Source organism: Hyphobacterium lacteum (genome assembly GCF_036330345.1).
Lineage (GTDB): Bacteria > Pseudomonadota > Alphaproteobacteria > Caulobacterales > Maricaulaceae > Hyphobacterium > Hyphobacterium lacteum.
In genome coordinates this window covers 240,092-263,496 of the sequence record NZ_JAZDRP010000003.1, presented here as the reverse complement: position 1 = coordinate 263,496, position 23,405 = coordinate 240,092, and the positions used below count along the sequence as shown (strand labels likewise).

The window sequence follows — 23,405 nt, the reverse complement described above, 5'->3', positions numbered from 1 at the left end:
ACAGGTGAATGCCCCATGATCCTCGCCAATCTCGTCAAAGCCGTCCGCGAACAGAATTACTATGCGGTGTTTCTGGAATTCGTGATCGTCATTGCCGGTGTTGTCGTCGGTTTTCAGGTCACCGCCTGGAATGCCGACCGCGCGGAGCGCGAGATCATCACGCAGCAGCTGGCGGAAGTTCGTGAGGATATCCAGGCCGATATCTCGGTGCTCGAGACCACGCTGAATGCCAGCCTCTGGCGGTTTGCGGCGGCGGAATACCTGCTGACCCGGATCGAGAGCGACACACCTCTGCCCCGCCTGATGCTGGTGTTCGAATTCCCTATTGACCGGGACATGTTACCGGAAATCACACAGGATGATCACCCGACGCTATTGGCGCGCGTCAATCTGATCCGCGGCCGGACCGGGCAGCGCACGGGCTATGAATCACTGGTCAATGGCGGCAGTCTGCGCCTGATCGAGGATCAGGAATTACGCGCCGCCATCCAGCGCTATTACACCGGATACGAGGACCTTCAGAACAATCTGGCCATTTTCCGGGATATCCGGGCGCCGGCCATGACCATTCTCTACCGACACGGGTTTTCGCTGTTTTCCGAGCAGGACCTCGACACCGTCCTTGAGGCCGCGCGGTCCGACCTCGAACTGACGGCCTATATCCGGACCGGGCTGGAGCTGGCGATGGCGCAGATCAGCATTACGCTGGAGCGCGAGGAACAGGCGCAAGAATTATTGGCCCTGATCAATGCGGCTCTAGAGGATGAAGAATGATCCTCGCCCGTATCTCGCGCGCCATCCGCGAGCAGAACTGGTTCGCCGTTGCGCTGGAGTTTGTCATCGTTATCGCCGGCGTGGTCATCGGTTTCCAGATCCAGGGCTGGAGCGCGATGCAAAGCGAAAGAGACCGGGAAGTTGCCTATCTGGCACGTCTTCACACCGAGATCGAAGAGCTTCAGGTCACGCGGGAAAGGAGTGTGTCGCGCCGCGAAGGATTCTATACGCGATTGGTCGAGTTCGCGGACATGCTCAATGGCCGGGCCGATGACGAACCAGAAGAGGAACACTGCGCCGCTATCGGCCTGTCCTTTGTTGTCAGCAACCCGACCGACCGACTTGCCGTTCTCGACGAACTCCTGTCGGTCGGCGGTTTCGAGACGATCCGGTCGCCCGAGGTCCGGGCGGCCATCGGAAACTATCTCCTTGTCGTCCGCCGGGCGGAGGACTCGAACGCCTTGTCGCGAGACATGGTCATCGTTCTGCACGACCAATTCCCACACCTAATCAGGGCTGCGAGCCGACAGGGCGGCATCGGTTTGCCGTATTCGGAGTTTGAATGCGATTTCGACGGCATGCGGGCCGACCCGGTGTTCCGGAACGCATTCGCTACAAACGGATTCGGTTTTTCCACTCACAATGCGCATAATCTCAGCGTCGATGGGGCGCTGAGTGCGCTGCATGGCACGGTGGACGAAGTGCTGGAACTGGAAGCCGGTCACGATCTTCCGCCGGAGAACACCGAATGATCCTCGCCCGCCTTTCCCATGCCTTCCGGACCCAGAACTGGTTCGCGGTGGCCGTTGAATTCCTGATCGTCATCGCCGGTGTGGTGATCGGTTTCCAGATCCAGGGATGGAATGAAACCCGGCAGGGGCAAGCACGCGTCGCCCAGGCACTGGAGCGCCTGCAGCAGGAGACAGAGCAGAACATTTCCGGGCTTCGCGCGCGCAATGAGTCGAACGAAGAACGCCTGGCTGAACAGGCCCTCATGGTCCGTGTGGCGATGAGCGGTGAATTGGCCCCGGAAGACGCAGAAACGTTCGAGCGCGCTGTCGCCCAGCTGATGTATTTCTCGGCTCCCCCCATCCAGGAGGGCTCTTACCGGGCGCTGGAGCAGTCGGGCGATCTGACCCTGATCGACAATCAGGAGCTGATCTCCGCGCTGAACTACTATCAGGGTGCCGTCATCTGGATAGAAAACCAGCACGGCAGTTTCCGCCGCGGGCTGACCACGTTTACCGATACACTCAACGAATTCGTCTTTCATGAGCCGACAGACGACCCCATGGTGACGCGCGCGCGGGTCGATCTGGACCGGTTGGCAGAGGATCCGAGACGTCAGAGTGCTCTGGTCCAGATGGCCAGAATGCATGCCATTTTCGGGCAATACATCCATTGGCTCGAAGGCGAGACGGTAGAGCTCTGCGAGCGGCTGGCGCAGGAAACCGGCCAGCCCTGCGAGGTGCCGGAATGATCCTTGCCCGCCTGACCCGCGCCTTCCGGACGCAGAACTGGTTTGCTGTGGCGCTGGAATTCGTCATCGTGATCGCCGGTGTGGTCGTCGGTTTCCAGATCACGGCGTGGAATGATGCGCAAGGCGATATCCGGCGTCTCGAGCTACAGGCTGAAGCCGTGCGCCAGGAAATGCTGGAGAACATGGAAAGGCTCTCGGATTACGAAGAGCATATGGACAGGTCGATTGATCACCTGACCGAATTCAGCGCCTACCTGGCCGGGACCGATGACGAGCTTGCGCAGGAAGAGCTGGCGGTTCTTGTGTTCATTGCCATACGGGTTGAAATCCTCCAGCTGAAAACAACCGCGCTGGAAGGATTGCTGGCTGCGGACAATGTCGTGGCGCTGGAACCCGCCTGCCTGCTCGACATTATCGAGGACTGGGAATCCAGCCGCCAGCGCCTGATGCGGACCAGCCAGGACACGCTGCATTACCGGGACAATGTCGTCTATGCGCGCTTTTCCGAAATCCTGCCCATGGATCAGGTGGCGGCCACGCAATCCGGGTTTGCCGTCCATGCGGCAGCGAGTGGCGCGTCTCTCGCGGACGCCATCAATGCTCACCGCTCAGAGCTCGCCAGCATTATTGCCTCCCGCCAGATCATGAGTGTGACGGATCGTCACCTGATGCGGCAGCTGCAGCAGGCAACAGAAAACCTCATCGCCGCCCTTTCCGATCGAAGCTGTGAGCCGACCGAATGATCCTTGCCCGCCTGACCCGCGCCTTCCGGACACAAAACTGGTTCGCCGTGACGCTAGAGTTTGTCATTGTCATCGCCGGTGTGGTGATCGGCTTCCAGATCACGGCGTGGAACGAAGCCCGCGCAGAACAGGCGCGAGCGGAGTCGATGCTGGCGAGACTGGCCGTCGACCTGGAGGCCGAACGCTGGCGGATTACGGCCACTTCCAGCTATTTCCGCGACGTCGCCCTGGAAGCCCAGGAAGCGCTTGATGCCATGCAAGGCCGGACCGATCTCAGCGATGAGCAATTGGTCATCAAGGCCTTCCGTGGCAGCCAGTATTTCTGGGCCGGAGTGATCCGCTCGACCTATGAGGAACTGCTCGCCAGCGGCGAGATCAATCTGGTCCCTCAGGGCCAGTTCCGCGACGCCGCGCTTGAATATTACAACAGCTCAGAAAGCAGCCTTCTGGCCGGGCTGGGCGAAACACCCTTCCGCGATGCTTTCCGGCAAATTGTTTCTCCAGCCCTGCACAGGCATCTGGTGGCCAATTGCGCCGAGGACCCCGACATCGACATTGGCGATTATGAGGCGCTAAGCGTGTTTCTGGCCTTTCCCTGCGAGATTGGTGGTTTTGACGAAGAAGTCTCTGCCCTGGCAGAGCGGCTGCGAGACGATCCGCATCTTGCCAGCTTGCTGCGCTGGCGGATCATCGAAGCGGATCAGAACCAGTCGAATCTGAACTATTTTGCACAACTGCTGGATGGCGCCCTCGCCGATTACGCCGCCATGGAAGCCACCGAATGATCCTCTCCCGCCTCTCTCACGCGTTCCGGACCCAGAACTGGTTCGCTGTCGCGCTCGAATTCCTGATCGTCATCGCCGGCGTCGTCATCGGTTTCCAGATCACGGCCTGGAACGAGGCACGCGGCGAACGAGATCTGGAGCAACGCTATGTCGAGCGATTGGCGGACGCGCTCGAAACCGACATTGCCCAGTTCTCCAACGCCATCGAACTGGCGATTCTGCGGGCAGAACAGGCCAGACAAGTCCTGGCGGCCATCGAGGACAATTCTGTCGCGCATGAGGACCCGACCGACTTCCTGCGCGGCATCGTCACCGCGGCATACACTTTTGTCCCGACCGTTGATGAGGTGGTATTCGAGGAAATGATTTCGCGGGGCGATGTCGCCATAATTCGTGCGGAAACGCTGCGGTCCCAGATCGGAGCCTATTACCAATTCCTCGAATCCTATTCGCAATGGCACTATCTGCGATCCCACGTGCAGACCGATTACATGGCGCAGCGAGCGGGCGTTCTGACCCCTGCACAGGAACGTCTGTGGGTTGATGCCTACGTGACCGACGGCGTTGTGGGCGTCGAACTCGAAACCTTTTCCACTGCCGATGCCGATGCCGCGCTGGAGCGGATCCGCGAACGGCCCGGCATGATCAGTGCGCTGGCCCATGTGGAGAGCTGGCAGATTTACAACCAGATCGTCTATCTGGACGCCCGTGACCGCGCCGAAGCGCTGCTGGCGGCCTTGCGGGCCGAATACGGAGGCAACCGATGATCCTCGCCCGCCTCACCCGTGCGTTCCGCGAACAGAACTGGTTCGCCGTAACGCTGGAATTTTTCATCGTCATCGCCGGTGTGGTGATCGGTTTCCAGATCACGGCCTGGAATGCGGAACGCAGCGATCGGGAGCGTGAGCAGCGCTATGTGATCGAGCTGATTGACGACGTCGAGTCCGATCTGGCCGAGATCCGCCAGTCCCTTTCCTTTGCCCAGCTTCGCATCGCCGCCACCAACCGGATATTCCAGCTGGCGCTGAACGAGGAACCGGCCTGGACCATCCATGACTCGCCGGCATTCCCCGACCTGGAACCCGTCGCTCTGCCCGATGGTTATGATGACGAGCTCTTGATGCTGGCGGCGACCGCGATGCGGACGATCGACCAGTCCGGAGGAACCTGGGACATGCTGATTGCCACCGGAGACGTCGCCATCATGCGGGCCCCGGAACTGATCGCGAGCCTCCAAGCTTATCGCACCCACCTGACCAGTGTCATGGATCTCGAGAGCTTTGTGCGGAGCTATATGCCGGGAATCGACGCCGAGCGACGCTCGCTTGGAATAGGCCTTGGACAGACCGTGCCGGTCGAAGATTTTGTTATGATGATAGAGACTTACCCGGAGTTTGCTGCCGGCTTGAGGACCATGCGAACCTTCTCGATGATCCAGTATGAGGACCTGGGCGAGCTCGAAGAAAGTGCCATGGCACTCATAGCGCAACTGGAAGCCCGCCGCGACGAACTGCAATAGACCATCAGGGACCCAAAACGAGGGGAAACTCCATGAAATATCTGATCATCGCGGCGACGGCGAATCCGGGTTTCCGCATCTGATGGACATGGTTCAGAATGAGGATTTCGTTCAGACCATCCGCTTCAAGGTGCCGGACATTGTCCGCAACCCGGTGGTTGCGCGGCTAGAAGCGCTCTACAAGCAGCACGCTCTCGATGATTAGAAAAGCTGTCAGCTAGCGGTATCCCCGCAGCCCGAAACCCGCTATCCAGACGGTGAACAATCCGAGCGGGCGGGGCATGCAGGCAGGTCAGATCTCCATCGTCATTCCGGTACACAATGAAGCCGGCAATATCGATGCCGTGATGGCCGAGGCCGTCGAGGTGTTTTCCTCTGCCTTCGAAGACTTCCGTATCATCGCCGTCGAGGACGGCTCGACGGACGCAAGCTGGGAGAAACTGGCGGCGCTTGAGCCGAAATATCCTCAGCTCATCGCCATCCGGCATCCGGACCGCGCCGGCAAAAGCGCCGCCCTGCGCACCGGTTTTCTGGCCGCTGACACATTCTGGGTGGCCACCATGGACGGAGACGGTCAGGACGATCCGCAATCCGTTGTCGACATGGTTTCGAAGATTGATCTCACTTCTCTGGATGAACCCGCGCTTGTCTGTGGGTGCCGGACCAACCGCACTGATGGCGCCAACCGCAAATGGGCGTCGAAAATCGGCAATGGCATCCGCCGCGCCATGCTGCGCGATGAGTGTCCGGATACGGCCTGCGGTCTGAAAGTCATCCCGCGCGATCTGTTTCTGGCCCTGCCCTTTTTCGACTCGCTGCACCGCTATCTGCCGCCGCTGACGCGCTATCTGGGCTTTGACCAGATCTATGTGGATGTGGTGAACCGGGCGCGGATTTCCGGCGAGACGAAATATACCAATCTCGGCCGGGCGGTGGCCGGTTTCTTCGATCTGATGGGCGTGAACTGGCTGATGCGGCGCACGCACATTCCAGCCCGCGAATTATTGTTCGCCCCGCGGAGTGACGACTGATGCAGGCGCTGTCGAACTGGCTGTTTTCAGGCGAATCCCGTTGGGGCCTGACCTACCGGGCCTGGCTCGTTCTGGCGCTGATTGCGCTGCTGGCGATGGCGCCGGGCCTGTCCTCCCAGCCGGTGATGGACCGGGACGAAGCGCGCTATGCGCAAGCCGCCACCCAGATGATGGAGACCGGCGATTATGTCGATATCCGCTTCCAGGAGGATCCACGGCATGTAAAGCCGGCCGGGATCTACTGGATGCAGGTCTTGTCCGCCCTGCCCTTCGGCGGAGCGGATGCAGATATCTGGGCCTTCCGCCTGCCCTCCCTGATCGGCATGCTGATCGCCGTCTTCGGAACAGCCTGGCTGGGCGCGCGATTATTCGGGCCCCAGGTCGGGCTGACCGCCGGCCTGTTACTGGCCGTCGCCCTGATGAGCCAGGTCGAGGCCCGCACCGCCAAGACTGACGGCATGCTGCTGGCGGCCGGTGTGCTCGCCCAGATCGGGCTGATCATGATGTTGCTGAAGGCCGAGGCCGGTGAGCGGCTGAAATTCATCGGCTGGCCACTCCTGTTCTGGGCGGCCAGCGGTGCGGCGATCATGATCAAGGGGCCGATCATCACCATGGTCTCGGCGCTGACGCTGCTGGGCTATTTCGCGTTCAAACACCATGCGAACTGGTTGTTCAGCCTTTTCGGTCTTGCCGTCGTGATCGAGGTTCTGAAGCTTCTCGGGCTGGAATTCCTGCCCGGCGGAATTGCGGTGATGATGGGCGGACTGGCCGGGATATTTGTCTTCGATCTGATCCGGGACCAGGAGACGCGGTCGGCGCTTGGCAAATTCCACTGGCTGAAAGGGCTGACCGTACTGGCCGCTATCGCCCTGCCCTGGCTGATTGCCATCAATATCGCCACAGATTGGGGCTTCCTGCAGGAATCGGTGGGCCACGCCCTGTTCGGCAAGGTCGGCGAAGCGGATGACAGCCATGGCGGGCCCTTCCTTTATCATTCCATGTTGTCGCCCGCCATATTCTGGCCGGGCTCGGCGCTGCTGGGGCTGGCCATACTGGCGGGCTGGGCCGGGCGGAAATCTCCGGATGTACGCCTATTGATCGTCTGGGCGCTGCCGACCTGGATCGTCTTCGAATTCGTCCAGACCAAGTTGCCGCACTATGTGCTGCCAGCCTTTCCGGCGCTGGCGCTTTTGGCGGGTATCGGCCTGTCGCGTATCGGTGAATTGCTGACCGGCTGGAAGTCGAAAACCCTGCACTTTGCCTGGATCGGGACTGCCATGATCGCCGGGCTGGTGATCGCCGCCATCCCGATCTATGGCGCGATCGAACTGGGCGATGACGAGCTGATGTTTGCCTATATCGCCCTGGGCACGGGAATCGTCGCGGTTATCGCAATTGGCTGGTTGGCCTTGCGTCCCGATATTGACCGGATTGTGCCTGTGACCGGCCTTGCCGCCCTGACCTATCTCTTCGCATTCGGCTTTGCGATCCCGTCAGTGGAAGCCGCCTGGCCGTCGAGCCGCGTTCACGCGATTGTCGAAGGACTTCAGGGCTGCGACGCCTATCCAGCCGCGACCGCCGGATATCGCGAACCCTCGAATGTCTTCTATCTCGGCACGCATACCGCGCTGACCGATGGCGCCGGGGCGGCGGACCATCTTCTCGCCTATCGTGATTGCGGTATTGCCGTGGTGGATGCCAGCGAGCGGGAGGCGTTCATGACGGCCATTGAAGGCCATGCTCTGCGCACGCTGGGGCATGTCGCCGGCGTCAATCTGGTGAAGGGGGATGAATTGTCCCTCGATATCCTGACGCTGGACGAAAGCCGGGTCAGCGCGCCGCAGCAATAGCGGCCATGACCTTGAAGGCCTGTACGGTCTCCCGGACATCATGGACGCGGACGCACGCCGCATTTTGCTGCGCAGCATGAATGGCTGCATAAAGCGATCCACCAAGCCGGTCAGATGTCGCCGCATCCTCATCGATCATGCCGATAAAGCGCTTGCGGGAAGCTCCTATCAGAAGAGGAAATCCGAGTTTTGACAGCCCCGAAATGCTGCGCAGCAATTGCAGATTATGCTGCAGCAATTTTCCAAATCCGATACCGGGATCCAGCCAGATTTTTTCACGCGAAACGCCACCCGAAATCACCGCTTCCGCGCGCCGTGACAATCCGGTGCCGACCTCGCGGACAACATCCTCATAGACCGGGTCCTGCTGCATGGTCTGGGGATCACCCTGCATGTGCATGAGGATGACACCGCAGCCGAGCTTTGCCGCGAGTTCGACCGCGCCAGGCGTTTTAAGCGCATTGACGTCGTTCCAGATGGTCGCGCCGGTCTCAACGGCTTTTGCCGCGACCTCCGGCTTCATCGTGTCGATGGAAATACCGACATCGCTATGCCGCCGGATGCCACGGATCACCGGGATCACGCGCTCAAGCTCGGTTGCGGCATCGACCGGCGTAGCGCCGGGGCGCGTGGACTCGCCGCCAATGTCGAGAATGTCTGCGCCCTCGCGCACCAGTTTCAGCGCGTGGTCGATCGCCGCATCCACATCAGCAAACCGGCCGCCGTCGGAAAAGCTGTCGGGTGTGACATTGACGATGCCCATCACCATGGGCCGTCCGTGTTGGGAGGGTGGAAAACTCATCGCGAAATCTTGATGGGATTGCGCGCGGAAATCCAGCTAGCTTTGCGGCATGGATAGTTCCGGAGCCATCGTAATGCCTGCGGATGCCTGCCTGGGCGGGTATCGTGAATGGCGCCTGGATGGACAGTCGGGCCTGTCATGCGAAGCGGTCTGGATTTATGAAGCTGGCGACAATCCCGTTGCGCACCGCTTGTTGCCGGATGGCAAGCCCTCGCTGGCGATCCGCCTGCGGCGCGACCGGCAGGGCGATGCTACAGGCTGCGATCTGATCATTTCCGGCGGGCTGACGCGGGCCAGCTGGTACCGGCCAGCGGCACGGGAGACCATGATCGGTCTGCGGCTCTATCCCGAAGCCGCCCAAGCGGCTGCGGCGCTTGATCCACGCGAGTTTTCCAATGGTGTCCATGAGGCTCCGCGCCTTCTGGTTCAGCATTTCGCACGCCTGCTGGGCGAGGCGCCGCTGATGCACAGCGAAGCGGTAGCGCGGGCGCTGACTGATGGTTTGCAGACGATCCGGCCCGGCTTCGAGCACGAACTCCAGCACAGGGCTGCTGCCGGCATCCGGGCATCAGCCGGCCGGGTTTCAATCGCGGGTCTGGCAAAGCATCTGGGCATTGGCGACCGGCAGTTGCGCCGCCGCTTCGAGCAGGCCACGGGCATGACCCCGAAACAATATGGGCGGCTATTGCGCCATCTGAACGCCATCAGGCTGGCTGAAACTGTCCCCCGGCCCGACTGGGCCGGCATTGCGGTCGAGGCAGGCTATGCCGATCAGAGCCACATGATCCGGGAAGCCCGGGCCCTTTCTGCAGAAAGCCCCGCCCGCTTGCACGCCGAGCGCCGGGCCGAGTCCGAAATGTCCAATACAATCGCGGCCTGAGTTTCGAGATTGCTCCGATCTGACCGATCGAGAGGACTTGAAATGACAATCAGACTGATGGCCACCCTGGTGCTGGCCGCGGCGCTGCCGCTGAGTGGGGCCATGGCCCAGACTGCAGAATCCGGGATCATCGAGTTTGCCGGAGCGAGCTGGCGCCTGGCTGGAAACGAGGCCCGTATTGAAACCTATCAGGGCCGCGAGGTGATGTTGGTCGACGGACGCATCTGGGCAGACGATATCGACCTGGCTGATTTCGTCATGGAATTCGACATGCTTTCCCAGCCCACCGGCTTTGTCGGTGTCAGCTTCCGGGCGCTGAATGATCGTAATTTCGAGGATTTCTACATGCGCAATGGCGCGCAGGATCAGATTGATGCTGTCCAGTACATGCCGGTGATCAATGGGGTGACCGGCTGGCAGATGTATATTGATGGCCGCTTCAACGCGGCGGTGCATTTCGAGCCCGGGGCCTGGACGCATGTGAAGCTGGTCGTCATTGGCGACCGGATGGACCTCTACATCGACAGCAATGAACCGGTGATGCATGTGCCGGACTTGCAGACGGATGCCGCAAGTGGAGCGATCGGCTTGCGCGCCGGCCTCGGCTCGCAGGTCCGCTATGCCAACATGGTGATCCGTCCGGCGGGTCCGGATGACCAGATTATCGGCGAGGTCCAATCCTTTGAAGGCATGCCGGGCCTTCCCGCGGGCCTGTTTTCGACCGATCTGCCAGAGACACTGATCCGGCGCTTTGAGGTCTCCGGCACGTTCGAGGAATCCCGCTTCGCCGGAGTGACACAGGCCGAAGCCCTGCCGACGGCGGACGATCAATGGCAAAGCCTGGACGTGGATATCAATGGCGCCGCCAATCTGGCGCGCGTGAACAGCCACAGCCAGCTTCTGAATTCGGCAATGGTCCGCACCCGGCTGACGGCCGATTCGGCCGGTGTCCGCGAACTTCGCTTCGGCTATAGCGACCGGATCCGGCTCTACCTTAACGGCCAGCTGCTTTATGCCGCCGGCAATGGCTGGCAGGCCCGCGATCCCGGTTTTTATGGCCGCGTCCGACTGCATGACACGGTCGGCCTGCCTTTGCGGGAGGGCGAGAACGAGCTGATCGCAGTGGTATCGGAAACCTTCGGCGGCTGGGCCTTCATGGCCGATCTGCCGGACCGGACCGGTGTAAGCGTCGAATAGGGCAAGCCATATCCGGATATGAAAAGGGCGCCCGAAGGCGCCCTTTTTTGTCTATGCGCCCTGAGGGGCGGGACCGCCGGAGGTTTCGGGGCCTTTGTCATCGGCCTCGTCCTCGTCCGTCACGGGAACAGATCCCGTCGGCATGTCGTCTTTTGATGGTGGCTCATCGGATCCGCGATCCGGCGGATTGCCCTTCAGAAGCTCGGTGATTTCCTCTCCGGAGAGTGTTTCGTACTCGAGCAGGCCTTCGGACAGAGCCTCCCATTCCTTTTTCTTCTTGGTCAGGATCTTGCGGGCTTCGTCCATGCCACCCTGAACCAGACCCTTCACTTCTTCCTCGATCTTGCGAGCGGTTTCGCTGGAGACGGATTTGGACTGTACCAGTTGCTGACCAAGGAAAACCTCGCCCTGGTCATCACCATAATCGACCGGGCCGAGATCTTCGGAAAAGCCCCAGCGCGTGACCATGGCCCGAGCAAGCCGGGTGGCCTGCTGGATGTCGGAGGCGGCTCCGGAGGTCACTTTTTCCTTGCCGAATTTCAGCTCTTCGGCGACGCGACCGCCCATCATGATGGCCAGACGCGAGGTCATTTCCTCGTGGGTCATGGACAGCTTGTCGTTTTCCGGCAGCTGCATGACCATGCCCAGCGCGCGGCCGCGCGGGATTATCGTCGCCTTGTGAACCGGATCGGCTGCCGGCACGTTCAGTGCGACGATGGCGTGACCGGCCTCGTGATAGGCGGTGAGTTCCTTTTCCTTGTCGGACATGACCATGGAGCGGCGCTCCGGCCCCATCATGACCTTGTCCTTGGCGTCCTCGAATTCGGACATGGACACCAGACGCTTGTTGCGGCGCGCGGCGAGCAGAGCGGCCTCGTTCACGAGGTTGGCCAGATCCGCACCGGAGAAACCCGGCGTGCCGCGCGCAATCACCTTGGCGTCGACATTGTCGGATAGCGGCACATTGCGCATGTGGACCTTCAGGATCTTCTCGCGGCCGATAATATCCGGGTTCGGCACCACAACCTGGCGGTCGAAGCGGCCAGGGCGCAAAAGCGCCGGGTCGAGCACATCCGGACGGTTGGTCGCAGCGATGAGGATGATGCCTTCATTCGCCTCGAACCCGTCCATCTCGACCAGCAGCTGGTTCAGCGTCTGTTCGCGCTCGTCATTGCCGCCACCGAGGCCGGCACCGCGCGAGCGGCCCACGGCATCGATCTCGTCAATGAAGATGATGCAGGGTGCATTCTTCTTGGCCTGCTCGAACATGTCGCGGACACGGCTGGCACCAACGCCGACGAACATTTCCACGAAGTCCGAACCGGAGATCGTGAAGAAAGGCACATTGGCTTCACCGGCGACAGCGCGCGCGGTGAGCGTTTTACCGGTTCCCGGCGGGCCGATCAGCAGCGCACCTTTCGGGATCTTGCCGCCGAGGCGCTGGAATTTTGACGGGTCTTTCAGGAATTCGACGATTTCCTGAAGCTCTTCCTTGGCCTCGTCGATACCGGCGACATCGTCAAAGGTCACGCGGCCCTGCTTCTCGGTCAGGAGGCGCGCCTTCGACTTGCCAAAGCCCATGGCGCCACCACGGCCACCGCCCTGCATCTGGCGCATGAAGTAGATCCACACACCGATCAGCAGGAGGAAGGGGAAAATGTTCAGGAGCCAGCCGAAGATGTTGAAACCGCTCGGTGCGGGGACAACTTCAAACTCGACATCATTGTCGCGCAGGATCTGGTAAAGCTGCTGGTCCTCGACCGGGTAAATGGAGTGAACCGGATTCGCGCCTTCGCTGCGAATCTGGTCGCCATCAATCACAACGGAATTGATCTGATCGGACTCCACCAGCTGGATAAAGCGGGAATACTCAATCTGGTTGCTGCCGGCGGCATCGCGCGGCGGCTGCAGCAGATTGAAGAGCGCCACCAGCAGGAGGATCATGATGGCCCAGATCATCAGATTGCGTAAATTCATCTCGTCTTCCGTCGTTTGAACGCCGTTTCTATCCCGATATGGGGCATTATGAGCGCTAATGCGAGCCTTGCGCCGTTTGGTCGCGCAGTTGTGTCCGGAACCACTCCGGTGGCCGGTCTCCGAAAAGATTGCGCGCGACCAGCTCAGGCGCCAGCCATCGGGCATCAGCATAGCACGGATCGGTTCCGCAAAGTCCGCAAAATTCGTTGTCTTTCCAGATAGCTGCGAGGCCGTCTCGCGCCGGCCCTGATGGAATCGAGCCGAATTCAATGGCGATGTCGGCTGGCAATGCGCTGGAAAGACTCCGTAACTCTACTCCTTCGCCGGTAACTGAAAACCTGCCATCCCAGATCGTCTCTGTCCCGATACGGACCGAAATCGCACCGGTCTGGCTGCCATCGGCCCGGCCGGAGACAAAGCCCGGATCCCGGATCATCAGCGCCCCCCTGCGATCACGGGTCAGCGCCGCCCCGCCCGCGGTCGCAGCCTCGCCCCTTGAAAGCGCATCGGACAGACGGCGGGCGGCCTTGGTGTCTCTGCCCGGCTGACCACTCACGGCGGCGCGCATGGCATCCATGGCGCGAAGCGGTGGCCGGTTGTTTTCAAGGCGGACCCCGCCCCAGGACAGGAACTCCGCATGTGCCATCAGCCAATGGCCGGCCTCTTCCGCTTCGCAAGCTGCCTGCCCGGCAAAGCGCTGCGCGAGTGCGGTCAGCCGGGCGGGATCGAAGCCTTGCTGTTCCAGCCGGGCCAGCAGCTGGCGATCCCGGACCCGCGAATACTCCCGGTTGAGATTGGACGGGTCCTCGATCCAGGCTTCGCCTTGCGCTTCGAGCCAGGCGCGCAAGCCCGCGCGGCGTGCGCCCACCAATGACCGGATAAGGCTCAGCCCCTTGCCCTGAGGCCACAAGGGAAAGGGATCAAGGCTGGACATGCCGGCCAGGGAATCGCCCTTCCCGCCGGCCCGCAGGCGCCGCCAGACCGTCTCGGTCTGGTCATCGAGCGTATGTCCCAGCAGAACCGAACTGGCACCGGCTTCATGCGCGACACCGGCAAATGTCTGCAGGCGGAATAAGCGCGCTGCCGCCTGAATACCGGTGGATGGCTTTTCGCCTGTCCAGGACTCGATATGGGATTTCCAGCCCAGTGCTTCGGCCCGATCGGCGGCCAGATGGGCTTCAGCGGCGCTTTCGGCCCGCAGCGCATGATCAATAATGACCGGCACAAGCGTGGCGCCATTCGCCTTGGCCCAGCCATCAGCGATCAGCAGCAGGGCATGGGAATCCCCGCCACCCGAATAACCGAGGACCAGCGTTCGCTTCTCCTGCCCTTTCAGGCAGGCCGTGATCGCATCGGGATCAGGAAATGGCGGGTCAGCGGCAACCGGCACGAAGCGCTTCGCGATCGGCGCGGGCACGGGCATTGGGACCGGCCGACGGGAATTCGCGCGAGAAACGCGCCAGCGTCGAGCAGGCTTCGTCATTGCGGCCAAGCGCGGCCAGCGAGGATGCGAGGCGGACCAGCGCGTCGGGCGCAACCGATCCGTTCCGCTCTTCGCGCAGCGAGGTGATATAGGCTTCTGCGGCGGAGGAATAATCGCCGCGCACATAATGCGTTTCGCCCAGCCAGAACCAGGCTTCGTCCACCAGCTCATCGTCCGGATAATCGGCAATAAAGCTGGAAAAATCCTCCTGGGCGCCGTCGAAATCACCGTCCAGAAGCTTGGCGCGTGCCTGGCCATAGGCCTGGTTAGCGCTCATTACCGGAGCGCGGTCGGCCGCAGAGGCCATGCTGCCACCCAGCGGCTGGGTCGCCGCGGCACGGTCGCTCGCGAACGGATCGTTTTCATCGGTCACGGCCAGACGTCCGCCAGTGAGGTCACGCGGACCGGACCCGGGCCCAGCTGGTGTTTGCGAATACCCGCTATCGGTGACCTCGTCTTCCTCGATCAGATTGCCGTCTTCATCATATTGCGGCTCGGCCGGACGGCGGCGCATCTGTTCGATCTGGCTGCGCAGGCTCTGGATTTCGCGATCCTGCGCGTCGATCCGCTGGCCCAGCCGGCGGTTGTCGAATTCCAGCCGCTCGATTGTGCCCGTGGCTTCCTGGACCTGGTATTCGAGATCACCGATCCGGGTCAGCAACTGATCCATTTGCGAGATGCGCTGCTGGTCCATTTCGGCCATGCGGGCTTCAACCGCGTCCAGACGGCGGGCCAGCTCGCGCCGCGACTGCGCGTCGACCGGTGCAGCAAACATCACAAGAGCCAGAAGCGGGAGGAGAATACGGGTCATGGTCGGGTCATCCCTGTCTTTTGCCTATGCGGCGGGGGATAAGCGATTGAGGCGGCAAAAATACGGCGGCCAGATTAACAAAGAAAAACGCCCGCAGACCTGGATCCGCGGGCGTTGTTCCGGACAATCGTCCTGATCTAGCCCGTTACACCACCGGTTATCATGGTGATGGCATTCCGGTTCAGCGCCCAGCAACGCTCGCTGGATTCGCGGCAGGTCGGACGCTCCTTGCCGTAGGACACGGTCTGGATGCGCGAGGGCGAGACGCCCAGGCTGACCAGATAATCCCGTGCCGCATTGGCCCGGCGGGCCCCCAGCGCGAGGTTATATTCGCGCGTACCACGTTCGTCGCAATTACCGGCGATCATGATCGTGGCGCCCGGATAGGCGTTCAGCCAGTCCGCCTGACGGCGCAGCGTTTCGCGGCCGGCAGACGTCAGCGTCGAGCGATCGAAATCATAGAAGACACGGTCGCCAGCGGTCGCCACGAAGTGGTCCGTGGTGCCCGGGATCGGTCCGGTCGGCTGACTGCCCGTGTCCACGGTCCGCGTGGTTTGCGGCGGCGTCGACGTTTCCGTCGTGGTCACCGGTTCCTGCGGGGTCGACGCACATGCGGCGAGCATCGCCGTCATGGCGGCAACAATTACAAACTTGAATTTCATCGGTGTACTTCCCTTCTTCACCGGGGTCCCATTGCCAGCCCCCGGAGCCTCCACCAGTACGCGCGATTACGCCTTTTTCGAGACAATCCGGGCCGGTTCACCAAAAAAGCTGCCCGGGATCGCCAGTCGCGGCATCCGCCGCACGCAGGTCAACACGCTAACGCCAAAAACCCTATTCGATCAAGGGCGACCACGCCGGATCGGACGATTGACCGGTGATCGGTGCCCGCCTGAGGTTGAATCCGGCCAGGTCAATGCTCCAAATTTCATACTCTGTGCCTTCCCGGCCACGCTCACCCCTTGTGAACAGGATGACGCGTCCGTTCGGCGACCAGGCCGGCGTATCGACATAATAGCCACGGAACAGGATGCGTTCCTCACCCGAACCGTCCGCATCGAGCACACCCAGCGAGAACTGACCGCCGCTTTGCTTGACGAAGGCGATCAGATCGCCACGCGGTGACCAGACCGGCGCGGTATAGCGTCCTTCGCCGAAGGAGATCCGCTGCGGATCACCACCACCATCGGCATCGATCACATAGAGCTGTGAGCCACCACCGCGGCTGGAAGAAAACACGATCCGCTCGCCATCGGGTGAAAAGCTGGGCTCGACATCATCCGCCGGGTGCTGGGTCAGGCGGCGCAGGCTGCGCGAGCGCAGGTCGAACAGATGGATGTCATGTCCGGCCTGCAGCTCGATCGACACGGCCAGCTGCTCGCCATCCGGCGAGAAGCGAGCCGACAGGGACTGACCGTCCGGATCGATCCGCGCAAGACCGGTTCCGCCAGAGGCAAACAGGGCTTCCTGGCGGCCGCTTTCCAGATCGTAGACATAGGTTGTGGCCTGCCCGTCGAGGAAGGAGACATAGGTGATCTGCTGGGCGCTCGGCGAATAGTTCGGCAGCAAGGCCCAGTAGGACCGGTCGGTCAGGAAGGACGGATTGGCGCCGTCCTGATCCATATAGGCCAACCGCCGCATCGGTTCGCCGCGCGGGCCGATGCTTTCGGAAACATAGACGATGCGGGTGTCGAAATAGCCGGTCTCGCCGGTCAGCTGTTCATAGACGGCATCCGCGACACGGTGCGCCACGCGGCGCCAGTTTTCCGGCGCGGTGACGAATTGCAGACCGATCAGCTGTTCCTGCAGGCGCGTATCCCAGAGGCGGAAGCCCACAAGCAGCCGGCCATCAGCCTGGCGCGTGACCTGACCGATCAGCAGCGCATCGGCATTGATCAGACGCCAGTCCTGGAAGCGCGGGCGCAAATTGAAATCCCGAATCTCCTCGATGAAGGCGGACTCATCGACGGTTGCAAACAGGCCGGAACTTTCCAGGTCCGCGGCCACGACCGAGGCGATATCGGCGCCGCGCGCATTGTCACTGCCATCATCAATGAAGGCCGGAATGGCGATCGGCAGCGGGTCGAGATTGCCCCGTGTGATGTCGACCTGCAGCGGCTCCTGCGCGAAGGCGGAAACCGGTGCAGCGATAAAGAGCAGGACGAGAAGGCGGCGGAAAATTTGGGTCATGATCGGTCAGGACTCCGGAGATTGAGGCAGCAGACTAGCATCAAGTCTCTTGCCGGAAAGTGACATCTATGCGGCGCCATATGGAATAATGTTCGGCAGGCAAGCGATAAGGCGCGCAATCGGCAATCGCGGCACGGGCCCGGTCGCGGGCTACTCGCCAGTACCGGTCACCGGAGGCATCGATGGCCTGACGGTTCAGAATATCGGGTTGCCCGTCGAGGCTGCCGTCCCGGTTTAAACGGACCCGAACGACCACAATCAGCCGCTCCGGATCCGGCGCGTCGATTGAACTGCGATAGCAACGCTGCGCCTGGCTACGGATGGAATCCGCCAACGTGACACCAATCGCCTCACTGGATTGTGCGCCGCGATTCTGATTGCGGGATGGTGAGCTGGAGCGCTCCTCGTCGACGACATTGGCCAGATCGCCGAGCAAATCATCCAGCGTATCCCGGTTCTGTGTCCGCGCCGGTTGGGGTGTGGTTTCGGGCTGGCGGGTGACTTCCGGCTCGGGCGTTTCCGCCGCGACTTCCACTGGCGTATCCTCGACTTCCGGCTCGGGCTCGGTTTCGGGAGCGGCCTGTAGATCGATTTCTGGTTCCGGCGGTGTTTCCGGTTCGGCTTCTTCTTCGGGAACCGGCGCGGGTGCTTCTTCCTCGACGAATTCTTCTTCTTCCTCTTCCTCGGGAAGATTGGTCATCGGAGCGATGTCATCGATGAATTCCAGCGGCACGATCTGGCTGGTGGTGAACTGGTTCACCGCATGGGGAAAATAGAAGAGGCCGGCGACAACAAATCCGGCATGCAGCAACAGGGATGCAAGGATGACGATCGCTGTGCGCATACCGGCCAGCCGCTACTCTTCCTGCTCGTCTGCCGCGCGTCCGCCGACGCCCGGGCTGTGGACGAGGCCGAGATTGGTGTAACCGGCGCTGGAAATCCGCGCCATGACCCGCGCGACCTCGCCATAATTGGCGTTCTCGTCTCCGCGGATGAAGATCCGGCCTTCATAGCCGGCTCCGGAAATCGCACGCAGGCGCGGCACCAGCTGGTCCAGCTCTACCGGGGTTTCCTGCAGGAAAATCTCGCCATTGGCGCCGACGGTCACGGTTAGCGGTTCGCTGTCGGCGGACATGCTCTGGGCATCGGTTTCCGGCAGCTGGACCTCGACGCCGACAGTCAGCAAAGGCGCGGTGATCATGAAGACGATCAGCAGCACCAGCATGACGTCCACGAAGGGCGTCACATTGATCTCGGCCTGCGGCTTCCACCGGCCGCGGCGGCCTCCGGATGAGACGGAGCCGGCCATCGCCTAGCCCTCGCCCCGGTCAGCCAGCGCCGAGAGCTCGTCGGCGAAGGCCTCCAGCTTGGCGGCATAGCCCGACAGATTGGACGACAGCGTGTTGAAGAAGATCACGGCCGGCACAGCGGCCAGAAGGCCGAGCGCGGTGGCAAACAGGGCTTCGGCGATACCCGGCGCGACGACCGCCAGATTGGTGTCCTGCGAGGCGGCAATGGCGCGGAAGGAATTCATGATCCCCCAGACCGTGCCGAACAGACCGATAAAGGGTGCCGAGGACGAGATCGTCGCCAGCAGGCCCAGCCCGCCCTCCAGCCGTGACAGCTCGCGAGAGCTTTCGGCGTTGGCCGCCTTGGCCACGCGTTCGCCGGCATTGCGGCCCTTCCATTCGCGCAGGCCAGCCGCAAAGACGCGGCTGAACGGATCGCGCGGGCGCTTGCCATATTCATTGGCGAGCGAATCCAGGTCGCGGCCCGACCAGAAGGCCTCCTCAAAGGATTTGGCCTTGGACCGCGCGGCGCGCAGCGACAGCCATTTGTCGATGGCGATGGCCCAGGAGGCGACCGACATGATGGCCAGAACCCCCATGACCGCCTTCACGACCCAGTCAGCGCGCAGGAAAAGATCGGCGAAACCGAATTCCTGAATGACGGGTGCCACTTCGATGATCCCGTTTTCCATCAAACGTCCTTTCATGCCGGCCCGAGAGGCCAAGGGTTACGCGAACAAGCGTTAATCCCCTGCTTCCAAACGAAACCGGGCGCACACGTCAAGCCAATGCGCGTCATACGCGCGTTAAACTTCACTCAGATTGCGGCAGATTTTTGAAAGTCTGTGCTCAGGAAGGCTTTTCCTGGACCACGGGCGTCCAGACCTCGATCATCCATTTCGGCGGGCGGCGCGGGCGGCCGGCCGGGTCGATGATGACGGCCTCGACCGTGGCGGTACACAAGGTGTCTTCGCCGCGGCGGATCGCCTGTTCCATGTTCAGGCGCGGGCCTTTATGCGGGCGATAGAGCGTTTCCACCGTCAGCGCCTCGTCCACGCGCGCCGGTTTCAGCCAGTGAATATCCATGTGCCGGACGGCGAAGGCGACCGGGTCTTCGCTTTCAATCAGCTCGGAATGATGAACGCCCAGCGCGCGTAAGCTTTCGGTGCGGCCGCGCTCGAAGAAATGCAGATAGCGGGCGTGATAGACGATGCCGGAAAAATCCGTGTCCTCGTAATAGACCCGCACCGGCAGGCGGTGAATGTGGTCGTCGTCCCACTGTCCGCAAAGCGGCGTCATTTGCTGCCACCGTCGAACAATCCGCCCTGCTGGCTGGCGGGCACGTCGAGGCCCAGATGGGTCCAGGCGCGGGCCGCAGCAATACGGCCGCGCGGCGTGCGCTGGATAAAGCCCTGCTGGATGAGGAAGGGTTCAACCACGTCTTCCAGCGCATCGCGGGCTTCAGCCAGAGCCGCCGCCAGCGTATCCAGCCCGACCGGTCCGCCGGAGAAATGCCCGGTCAACGCATTGAGATACCGGCGGTCGAGACTGTCGAGCCCGATCTCGTCCACCTCCAGCCGTTTCAGGGCGAGGTCGGCGGATGTCGCATCGATGGCATTCTTGCCGTCAGCCTCGACGAAATCGCGCACCCGCCGCAGAAGGCGAGAGGCGACGCGCGGCGTACCGCGGGCGCGGCGGGCAATCTCGCGGGCGCCGTCCTCGCTCATCGACAGGCCCAGCTTGCCACCGGCGCGGGCGACAATACCGGCCAGCTCGTCCGTGTCATAGAATTCCAGACGCACCGGAACGCCGAACCGGTCGCGCAGCGGCGTTGCCAGAAGGCCGGCGCGCGTGGTGGCGCCGACAAGGGTGAAGGGCGGCAGATCAATGCGGACAGTCCGCGCGGACGGGCCCTCGCCGATCACCAGGTCGAGACAGTAATCCTCCATCGCCGGATAGAGGATTTCCTCGACCGCCGGGGCGAGCCGGTGGATCTCGTCGATGAACAGCACATCGCGCGGTTCAAGATTGGTAAGGATGGCGGCAAGATCGCCGGCCTTGGCGATGACCGGTCCGGAAGTGGCGCGGAAATTGACGCCCAGCTCGCGCGCCACGATCTGCGCCAGCGTGGTCTTGCCAAGGCCCGGCGGGCCGGACAGGAGGACATGGTCCAGCGCTTCCTCGCGGCGGCTGGCCGCCTCGACAAAGACTTTCAGATTGGCGATCGCCGCCGGCTGGCCGACAAATTCCGCAAAGGACAAGGGCCGCAACGCCTTGTCGCGGGCATCCTCGGGCCGGGCCTCGGGAGAGATGTCGCGCGCGTCCGTCATTCGGTGGCAATCGCCACGCTCGTGCCTTCGCCGAACAGGTGTTCGCGATCGCCCAGCCCGGCGCGGATGGTCTGCGGCGTGGCAGCGGCGGGAATATGGAAAGCGATGGCGCGGGCATCAGGACGCGAATCCAGGAAGGCGACGCCCTCCGGCATCTGCGCGAACCAGTAGGGATAGAGAATGACGTCGAATTCCGTGTCATCCCAGACCGAGAAATCGGCCATTTGCGGCTGGGTATCACCGAGATGCAGGATGGAAACACCGCCGATCTCGACCCTATAGCTCCAGTGATCGACACCGTTCCGGTGGAATATCGGGCGGGCGTCTACATTGGCCGCCAAAGCCTCTTGCTCCTCCAAAACACGCTGTTGATCCCCTAACGAAAAAGGTCGCTCAAACTCGAGCCCTGGTGGGAAAAACGTGATGTTTCCCAGATCTTCATAGGTGGGACAATCAGTACCATCTTCCTCACAATAGACTTCGGCGGGTTCTAATAATGTTATGGCAGCTTCTTCACCACCTGCGGCGATGAAGGCGTCAAATATCTGGACCGACCCCATGATTGTGACGCCGTTCTGCGAGATCGCGACGGCTCCTTCCGGGTCAAAGTGATCCCCATGAATATGGGTGAACAGCAGCGCCACGACATCATCATAGGGCGCCTCGCCATTGATCATGGCGGCGCGGGCCTCGTCCGATGGCAGGGCATAGGTGCCATCATAGGAATTCCAGGTCAGAGCATCGATCAGCACGCCGGTCTCGCCGTCCGAAATATGGACGCCTTCATTGGCGATGAAGCGGATGGTGACATTCTGCGCCAGCGCCGGGGCCGCGAGGCAGGCCGCTATCAGGGCGGATACAAACAGTTTCACTTGGCAAGCTCCTTCAGAGCGAGGCGTATCAGGTCCCCGGTTTCCGCCTCCGGGTTGGCCCGGCTGGCGGCAGCAGCGGCGCGGCGGGCATCGGTCTCGGCATAACCCAGATTGGTCAGGGCCGACACGGCTTCTTCGCGGGCAGCATTGCCTGAATTGTTCACAACTGCTTGATCAGCCGAGGCGATGCCCGCCGTGGCCGACACGCTGAAGCCCGGTGCAAAGGAGCGTCCCACCGGCGGTGGCTTGTCTTTCAGTTCAAGCGCCAGCCGCCCGGCGAGCTTCGGACCCACCCCCTTCGCCTGACCGAAGGCCGAGGCATCACCCAGCGCCGCGGCGCTTTCCAGCTCGTTGACGCCGAGCGCATCCAGCACCGCCAGGGCGGCCTTGGCGCCGACGCCCTGAATCAGCTGGAGGCGGGCAAACCAGGCGCGCTCGCGTTCCGAGAGGAAGCCCCACAGCTTGAACGCATCCTCGCGGACATGGGTCTCGATATGGATCTCGACCTCCTCGCCCTGTTGCAGGCGGGCCAGCGCTTGGCCACCCATGCCGACCAGATAGCCAACGCCATTGACGTCCAGCACCAGCTCGCTTTCGCCGATCGCATCGACGCGTCCGCGCAGCTTTCCGATCATGCGGCACTCCCCATTGAAGCGGCCTTGCGGTGATGGGCATGGCAGATCGCCACGGCCAGCGCATCGGCGGCATCGTCCTTCGCCTTGCAGCCTGGCAACAGGATGGCGATCATCGCCGCGATCTGGTTCTTGTCGGCGCCTCCGGTCCCAACGACGGATTTCTTCACCAGGCGCGCCGCATATTCCGCCACCGGCAGGCCCGCACGCGCTGGAGCCAGCAGGGCGGCAGCCCGCGCATGACCCAGCTTCAGCGCGCTGGCGGCATTACTGGCCATGAAGGTTTCCTCGGCAGCCGCTTCAACCGGCCGGTGCGTGGCAATGATCTCCTCGAGCCCGGAATGGATCGCCAGCAACCGGTCGGCGAGGGCCAGATCCGGAGCCGGAGAGATAGTGCCGTCCGCAACGCGTGACAGGCGCGTTCCGGAAACGTCAATGATACCCCATCCGGTATGACGAAGGCCGGGATCAATGCCCAGTATCCGAATCGTTTCGGTCATGGCGCCAGACTAGCCCGGATTTCCCGGCGGCGCACAGATGCGGACAACAGGCCTTTTCGTGGCCAGACATCGCTCACTGCGGTGCGAATGATTTGCATTCCTGCTTATTTTGCCATTTCTGCGCAATCAGGAGGGGAATAGTTGCGAATGATAATCACAAGCCCAATCAAAACTATGTTTTTATTTGACGGCTTCCATTTTTACCGCCTAGTCTCGCACCTGACGTACCCGTGCGGGGGCGCAGTTAGTTAACTATCAGG

Annotated in this window: 26 protein-coding genes; 12 read left to right on the top strand and 14 right to left on the bottom strand. The window is 62.0% G+C overall.

The genetic code is table 11. The features are described from left to right. Nucleotides 1-15: 15 nt before the first annotated feature. The 10 genes from V0U79_RS06080 (at nucleotide 16) to V0U79_RS06035 (ending at nucleotide 8,182) form a co-directional block, all read left to right on the top strand. Nucleotides 16-774, top strand: coding sequence for a hypothetical protein (locus tag V0U79_RS06080; protein ID WP_330198586.1), 759 nt, complete (start codon nucleotides 16-18; stop codon nucleotides 772-774). Beyond that, nucleotides 771-1,526, top strand: coding sequence for a hypothetical protein (locus V0U79_RS06075; protein ID WP_330198585.1), 756 nt, complete (start codon nucleotides 771-773; stop codon nucleotides 1,524-1,526). Before V0U79_RS06080 ends, V0U79_RS06075 begins: the two co-directional genes overlap by 4 nt. Beyond that, nucleotides 1,523-2,254: a hypothetical protein gene (locus tag V0U79_RS06070; RefSeq protein WP_330198584.1), complete on the top strand. Its 732-nt coding sequence runs from the start codon at nucleotides 1,523-1,525 to the stop codon at nucleotides 2,252-2,254. The genes V0U79_RS06075 and V0U79_RS06070 overlap by 4 nt, the downstream gene beginning before the upstream one ends. Next, nucleotides 2,251-2,997, top strand: coding sequence for a hypothetical protein (locus V0U79_RS06065; protein ID WP_330198583.1), 747 nt, complete (start codon nucleotides 2,251-2,253; stop codon nucleotides 2,995-2,997). Before V0U79_RS06070 ends, V0U79_RS06065 begins: the two co-directional genes overlap by 4 nt. Beyond that, nucleotides 2,994-3,782: a hypothetical protein gene (locus tag V0U79_RS06060; RefSeq protein ID WP_330198582.1), complete on the top strand. Its 789-nt coding sequence runs from the start codon at nucleotides 2,994-2,996 to the stop codon at nucleotides 3,780-3,782. Before V0U79_RS06065 ends, V0U79_RS06060 begins: the two co-directional genes overlap by 4 nt. Next, nucleotides 3,779-4,549, top strand: coding sequence for a hypothetical protein (locus tag V0U79_RS06055; RefSeq protein ID WP_330198581.1), 771 nt, complete (start codon nucleotides 3,779-3,781; stop codon nucleotides 4,547-4,549). Before V0U79_RS06060 ends, V0U79_RS06055 begins: the two co-directional genes overlap by 4 nt. Beyond that, the gene (locus V0U79_RS06050) at nucleotides 4,546-5,301 is read left to right on the top strand and encodes a hypothetical protein (RefSeq protein ID WP_330198580.1); all 756 of its coding nucleotides are present in this window, start codon (nucleotides 4,546-4,548) and stop codon (nucleotides 5,299-5,301) included. Before V0U79_RS06055 ends, V0U79_RS06050 begins: the two co-directional genes overlap by 4 nt. Nucleotides 5,302-5,383: 82 nt before the next feature. After that, nucleotides 5,384-5,506 (top strand): hypothetical protein, encoded by a 123-nt coding sequence (locus V0U79_RS06045; protein WP_330198579.1) that lies wholly within the window; start codon nucleotides 5,384-5,386, stop codon nucleotides 5,504-5,506. A 76-nt stretch (nucleotides 5,507-5,582) separates the two neighbouring features. Further along, entirely contained in the window at nucleotides 5,583-6,332 is a 750-nt protein-coding gene (locus V0U79_RS06040) for a glycosyltransferase family 2 protein (protein ID WP_330198578.1), read from the top strand. Continuing rightward, complete coding sequence (locus V0U79_RS06035; protein ID WP_330198577.1) at nucleotides 6,332-8,182, top strand: ArnT family glycosyltransferase; 1,851 nt, start codon at nucleotides 6,332-6,334, stop codon at nucleotides 8,180-8,182. Before V0U79_RS06040 ends, V0U79_RS06035 begins: the two co-directional genes overlap by 1 nt. Here the strand turns inward: V0U79_RS06035 and folP are convergent. Then, nucleotides 8,163-8,984 carry a dihydropteroate synthase gene (gene folP, locus V0U79_RS06030; protein ID WP_330198576.1) on the bottom strand — a complete coding sequence of 274 codons (822 nt, stop codon included), beginning with the start codon at nucleotides 8,982-8,984 and terminating at the stop codon, nucleotides 8,163-8,165. The two genes, V0U79_RS06035 and folP, sit on opposite strands and share 20 nt — an antisense overlap. A 73-nt stretch (nucleotides 8,985-9,057) precedes the next feature. Here folP and V0U79_RS06025 point away from each other — a divergent pair, with 73 nt between their 5' ends. Next, nucleotides 9,058-9,864, top strand: coding sequence for an AraC family transcriptional regulator (locus tag V0U79_RS06025; protein WP_330198575.1), 807 nt, complete (start codon nucleotides 9,058-9,060; stop codon nucleotides 9,862-9,864). Nucleotides 9,865-9,906: 42 nt separating this feature from the next. After that, nucleotides 9,907-11,061 (top strand): 3-keto-alpha-glucoside-1,2-lyase-like domain-containing protein, encoded by a 1,155-nt coding sequence (locus V0U79_RS06020; protein ID WP_330198574.1) that lies wholly within the window; start codon nucleotides 9,907-9,909, stop codon nucleotides 11,059-11,061. Nucleotides 11,062-11,112: 51 nt separating this feature from the next. Here V0U79_RS06020 and ftsH read toward each other — a convergent pair whose 3' ends face one another. The 13 genes from ftsH to ruvC all read right to left on the bottom strand — a co-directional run bounded on the left by ftsH (nucleotide 11,113) and on the right by ruvC (nucleotide 23,145). Further along, nucleotides 11,113-13,038 carry an ATP-dependent zinc metalloprotease FtsH gene (gene ftsH / locus V0U79_RS06015; RefSeq protein WP_330198573.1) on the bottom strand — a complete coding sequence of 642 codons (1,926 nt, stop codon included), beginning with the start codon at nucleotides 13,036-13,038 and terminating at the stop codon, nucleotides 11,113-11,115. A 55-nt stretch (nucleotides 13,039-13,093) separates the two neighbouring features. Further along, nucleotides 13,094-14,461: a tRNA lysidine(34) synthetase TilS gene (gene tilS, locus V0U79_RS06010; RefSeq protein ID WP_330198572.1), complete on the bottom strand. Its 1,368-nt coding sequence runs from the start codon at nucleotides 14,459-14,461 to the stop codon at nucleotides 13,094-13,096. Next, entirely contained in the window at nucleotides 14,412-15,332 is a 921-nt protein-coding gene (gene ybgF / locus V0U79_RS06005; protein WP_330198571.1) for a tol-pal system protein YbgF, read from the bottom strand. Before ybgF ends, tilS begins: the two co-directional genes overlap by 50 nt. A gap of 137 nt (nucleotides 15,333-15,469) precedes the next feature. Next, on the bottom strand, nucleotides 15,470-15,994 hold the full coding sequence (gene pal / locus V0U79_RS06000) for a peptidoglycan-associated lipoprotein Pal (protein ID WP_330198570.1): 525 nt from the start codon (nucleotides 15,992-15,994) through the stop codon (nucleotides 15,470-15,472). Between the two features lie 172 nt (nucleotides 15,995-16,166). Beyond that, complete coding sequence (gene tolB / locus V0U79_RS05995) at nucleotides 16,167-17,522, bottom strand: Tol-Pal system beta propeller repeat protein TolB (protein WP_330198569.1); 1,356 nt, start codon at nucleotides 17,520-17,522, stop codon at nucleotides 16,167-16,169. Between the two features lie 40 nt (nucleotides 17,523-17,562). After that, nucleotides 17,563-18,366 carry a cell envelope integrity protein TolA gene (gene tolA, locus V0U79_RS05990; protein WP_330198568.1) on the bottom strand — a complete coding sequence of 268 codons (804 nt, stop codon included), beginning with the start codon at nucleotides 18,364-18,366 and terminating at the stop codon, nucleotides 17,563-17,565. Between the two features lie 12 nt (nucleotides 18,367-18,378). Continuing rightward, nucleotides 18,379-18,831 carry an ExbD/TolR family protein gene (locus V0U79_RS05985; protein ID WP_330198567.1) on the bottom strand — a complete coding sequence of 151 codons (453 nt, stop codon included), beginning with the start codon at nucleotides 18,829-18,831 and terminating at the stop codon, nucleotides 18,379-18,381. Between the two features lie 3 nt (nucleotides 18,832-18,834). Then, nucleotides 18,835-19,503 (bottom strand): protein TolQ, encoded by a 669-nt coding sequence (tolQ, locus tag V0U79_RS05980; RefSeq protein WP_330198566.1) that lies wholly within the window; start codon nucleotides 19,501-19,503, stop codon nucleotides 18,835-18,837. A gap of 157 nt (nucleotides 19,504-19,660) precedes the next feature. Further along, nucleotides 19,661-20,110 (bottom strand): tol-pal system-associated acyl-CoA thioesterase, encoded by a 450-nt coding sequence (gene ybgC, locus V0U79_RS05975; RefSeq protein WP_330198565.1) that lies wholly within the window; start codon nucleotides 20,108-20,110, stop codon nucleotides 19,661-19,663. Further along, a complete protein-coding gene (gene ruvB, locus V0U79_RS05970; protein ID WP_330198564.1) occupies nucleotides 20,107-21,141 on the bottom strand; it encodes a Holliday junction branch migration DNA helicase RuvB in 1,035 nt (344 codons plus the stop codon). Before ruvB ends, ybgC begins: the two co-directional genes overlap by 4 nt. Next, nucleotides 21,138-22,013 carry an MBL fold metallo-hydrolase gene (locus V0U79_RS05965; protein ID WP_330198563.1) on the bottom strand — a complete coding sequence of 292 codons (876 nt, stop codon included), beginning with the start codon at nucleotides 22,011-22,013 and terminating at the stop codon, nucleotides 21,138-21,140. The genes ruvB and V0U79_RS05965 overlap by 4 nt, the downstream gene beginning before the upstream one ends. Continuing rightward, nucleotides 22,010-22,648, bottom strand: a complete 639-nt coding sequence (gene ruvA / locus V0U79_RS05960) for a Holliday junction branch migration protein RuvA (protein WP_330198562.1) — start codon at nucleotides 22,646-22,648, stop codon at nucleotides 22,010-22,012. Before ruvA ends, V0U79_RS05965 begins: the two co-directional genes overlap by 4 nt. Then, on the bottom strand, nucleotides 22,645-23,145 hold the full coding sequence (gene ruvC, locus V0U79_RS05955; protein WP_330198561.1) for a crossover junction endodeoxyribonuclease RuvC: 501 nt from the start codon (nucleotides 23,143-23,145) through the stop codon (nucleotides 22,645-22,647). Before ruvC ends, ruvA begins: the two co-directional genes overlap by 4 nt. Nucleotides 23,146-23,405 lie beyond the last annotated feature (260 nt).

Bases quoted from the DNA above. Each gene is read 5' to 3' on its own strand.
- V0U79_RS06080 (WP_330198586.1), top strand. From the start codon at position 16: ATGATCCTCGCCAATCTCGTCAAAGCCGTCCGCGAACAGAATTACTAT.
- V0U79_RS06075 (WP_330198585.1), top strand. From the start codon at position 771: ATGATCCTCGCCCGTATCTCGCGCGCCATCCGCGAGCAGAACTGGTTC.
- V0U79_RS06070 (WP_330198584.1), top strand. From the start codon at position 1,523: ATGATCCTCGCCCGCCTTTCCCATGCCTTCCGGACCCAGAACTGGTTC.
- V0U79_RS06065 (WP_330198583.1), top strand. From the start codon at position 2,251: ATGATCCTTGCCCGCCTGACCCGCGCCTTCCGGACGCAGAACTGGTTT.
- V0U79_RS06060 (WP_330198582.1), top strand. From the start codon at position 2,994: ATGATCCTTGCCCGCCTGACCCGCGCCTTCCGGACACAAAACTGGTTC.
- V0U79_RS06055 (WP_330198581.1), top strand. From the start codon at position 3,779: ATGATCCTCTCCCGCCTCTCTCACGCGTTCCGGACCCAGAACTGGTTC.
- V0U79_RS06050 (WP_330198580.1), top strand. From the start codon at position 4,546: ATGATCCTCGCCCGCCTCACCCGTGCGTTCCGCGAACAGAACTGGTTC.
- V0U79_RS06045 (WP_330198579.1), top strand. From the start codon at position 5,384: ATGGACATGGTTCAGAATGAGGATTTCGTTCAGACCATCCGCTTCAAG.
- V0U79_RS06040 (WP_330198578.1), top strand. From the start codon at position 5,583: ATGCAGGCAGGTCAGATCTCCATCGTCATTCCGGTACACAATGAAGCC.
- V0U79_RS06035 (WP_330198577.1), top strand. From the start codon at position 6,332: ATGCAGGCGCTGTCGAACTGGCTGTTTTCAGGCGAATCCCGTTGGGGC.
- folP (WP_330198576.1), bottom strand. From the start codon at position 8,984: ATGAGTTTTCCACCCTCCCAACACGGACGGCCCATGGTGATGGGCATC.
- V0U79_RS06025 (WP_330198575.1), top strand. From the start codon at position 9,058: ATGCCTGCGGATGCCTGCCTGGGCGGGTATCGTGAATGGCGCCTGGAT.
- V0U79_RS06020 (WP_330198574.1), top strand. From the start codon at position 9,907: ATGACAATCAGACTGATGGCCACCCTGGTGCTGGCCGCGGCGCTGCCG.
- ftsH (WP_330198573.1), bottom strand. From the start codon at position 13,038: ATGAATTTACGCAATCTGATGATCTGGGCCATCATGATCCTCCTGCTG.
- tilS (WP_330198572.1), bottom strand. From the start codon at position 14,461: ATGCCCGTGCCCGCGCCGATCGCGAAGCGCTTCGTGCCGGTTGCCGCT.
- ybgF (WP_330198571.1), bottom strand. From the start codon at position 15,332: ATGACCCGTATTCTCCTCCCGCTTCTGGCTCTTGTGATGTTTGCTGCA.
- pal (WP_330198570.1), bottom strand. From the start codon at position 15,994: ATGAAATTCAAGTTTGTAATTGTTGCCGCCATGACGGCGATGCTCGCC.
- tolB (WP_330198569.1), bottom strand. From the start codon at position 17,522: ATGACCCAAATTTTCCGCCGCCTTCTCGTCCTGCTCTTTATCGCTGCA.
- tolA (WP_330198568.1), bottom strand. From the start codon at position 18,366: ATGCGCACAGCGATCGTCATCCTTGCATCCCTGTTGCTGCATGCCGGA.
- V0U79_RS05985 (WP_330198567.1), bottom strand. From the start codon at position 18,831: ATGGCCGGCTCCGTCTCATCCGGAGGCCGCCGCGGCCGGTGGAAGCCG.
- tolQ (WP_330198566.1), bottom strand. From the start codon at position 19,503: ATGGAAAACGGGATCATCGAAGTGGCACCCGTCATTCAGGAATTCGGT.
- ybgC (WP_330198565.1), bottom strand. From the start codon at position 20,110: ATGACGCCGCTTTGCGGACAGTGGGACGACGACCACATTCACCGCCTG.
- ruvB (WP_330198564.1), bottom strand. From the start codon at position 21,141: ATGACGGACGCGCGCGACATCTCTCCCGAGGCCCGGCCCGAGGATGCC.
- ruvA (WP_330198562.1), bottom strand. From the start codon at position 22,648: ATGATCGGAAAGCTGCGCGGACGCGTCGATGCGATCGGCGAAAGCGAG.
- ruvC (WP_330198561.1), bottom strand. From the start codon at position 23,145: ATGACCGAAACGATTCGGATACTGGGCATTGATCCCGGCCTTCGTCAT.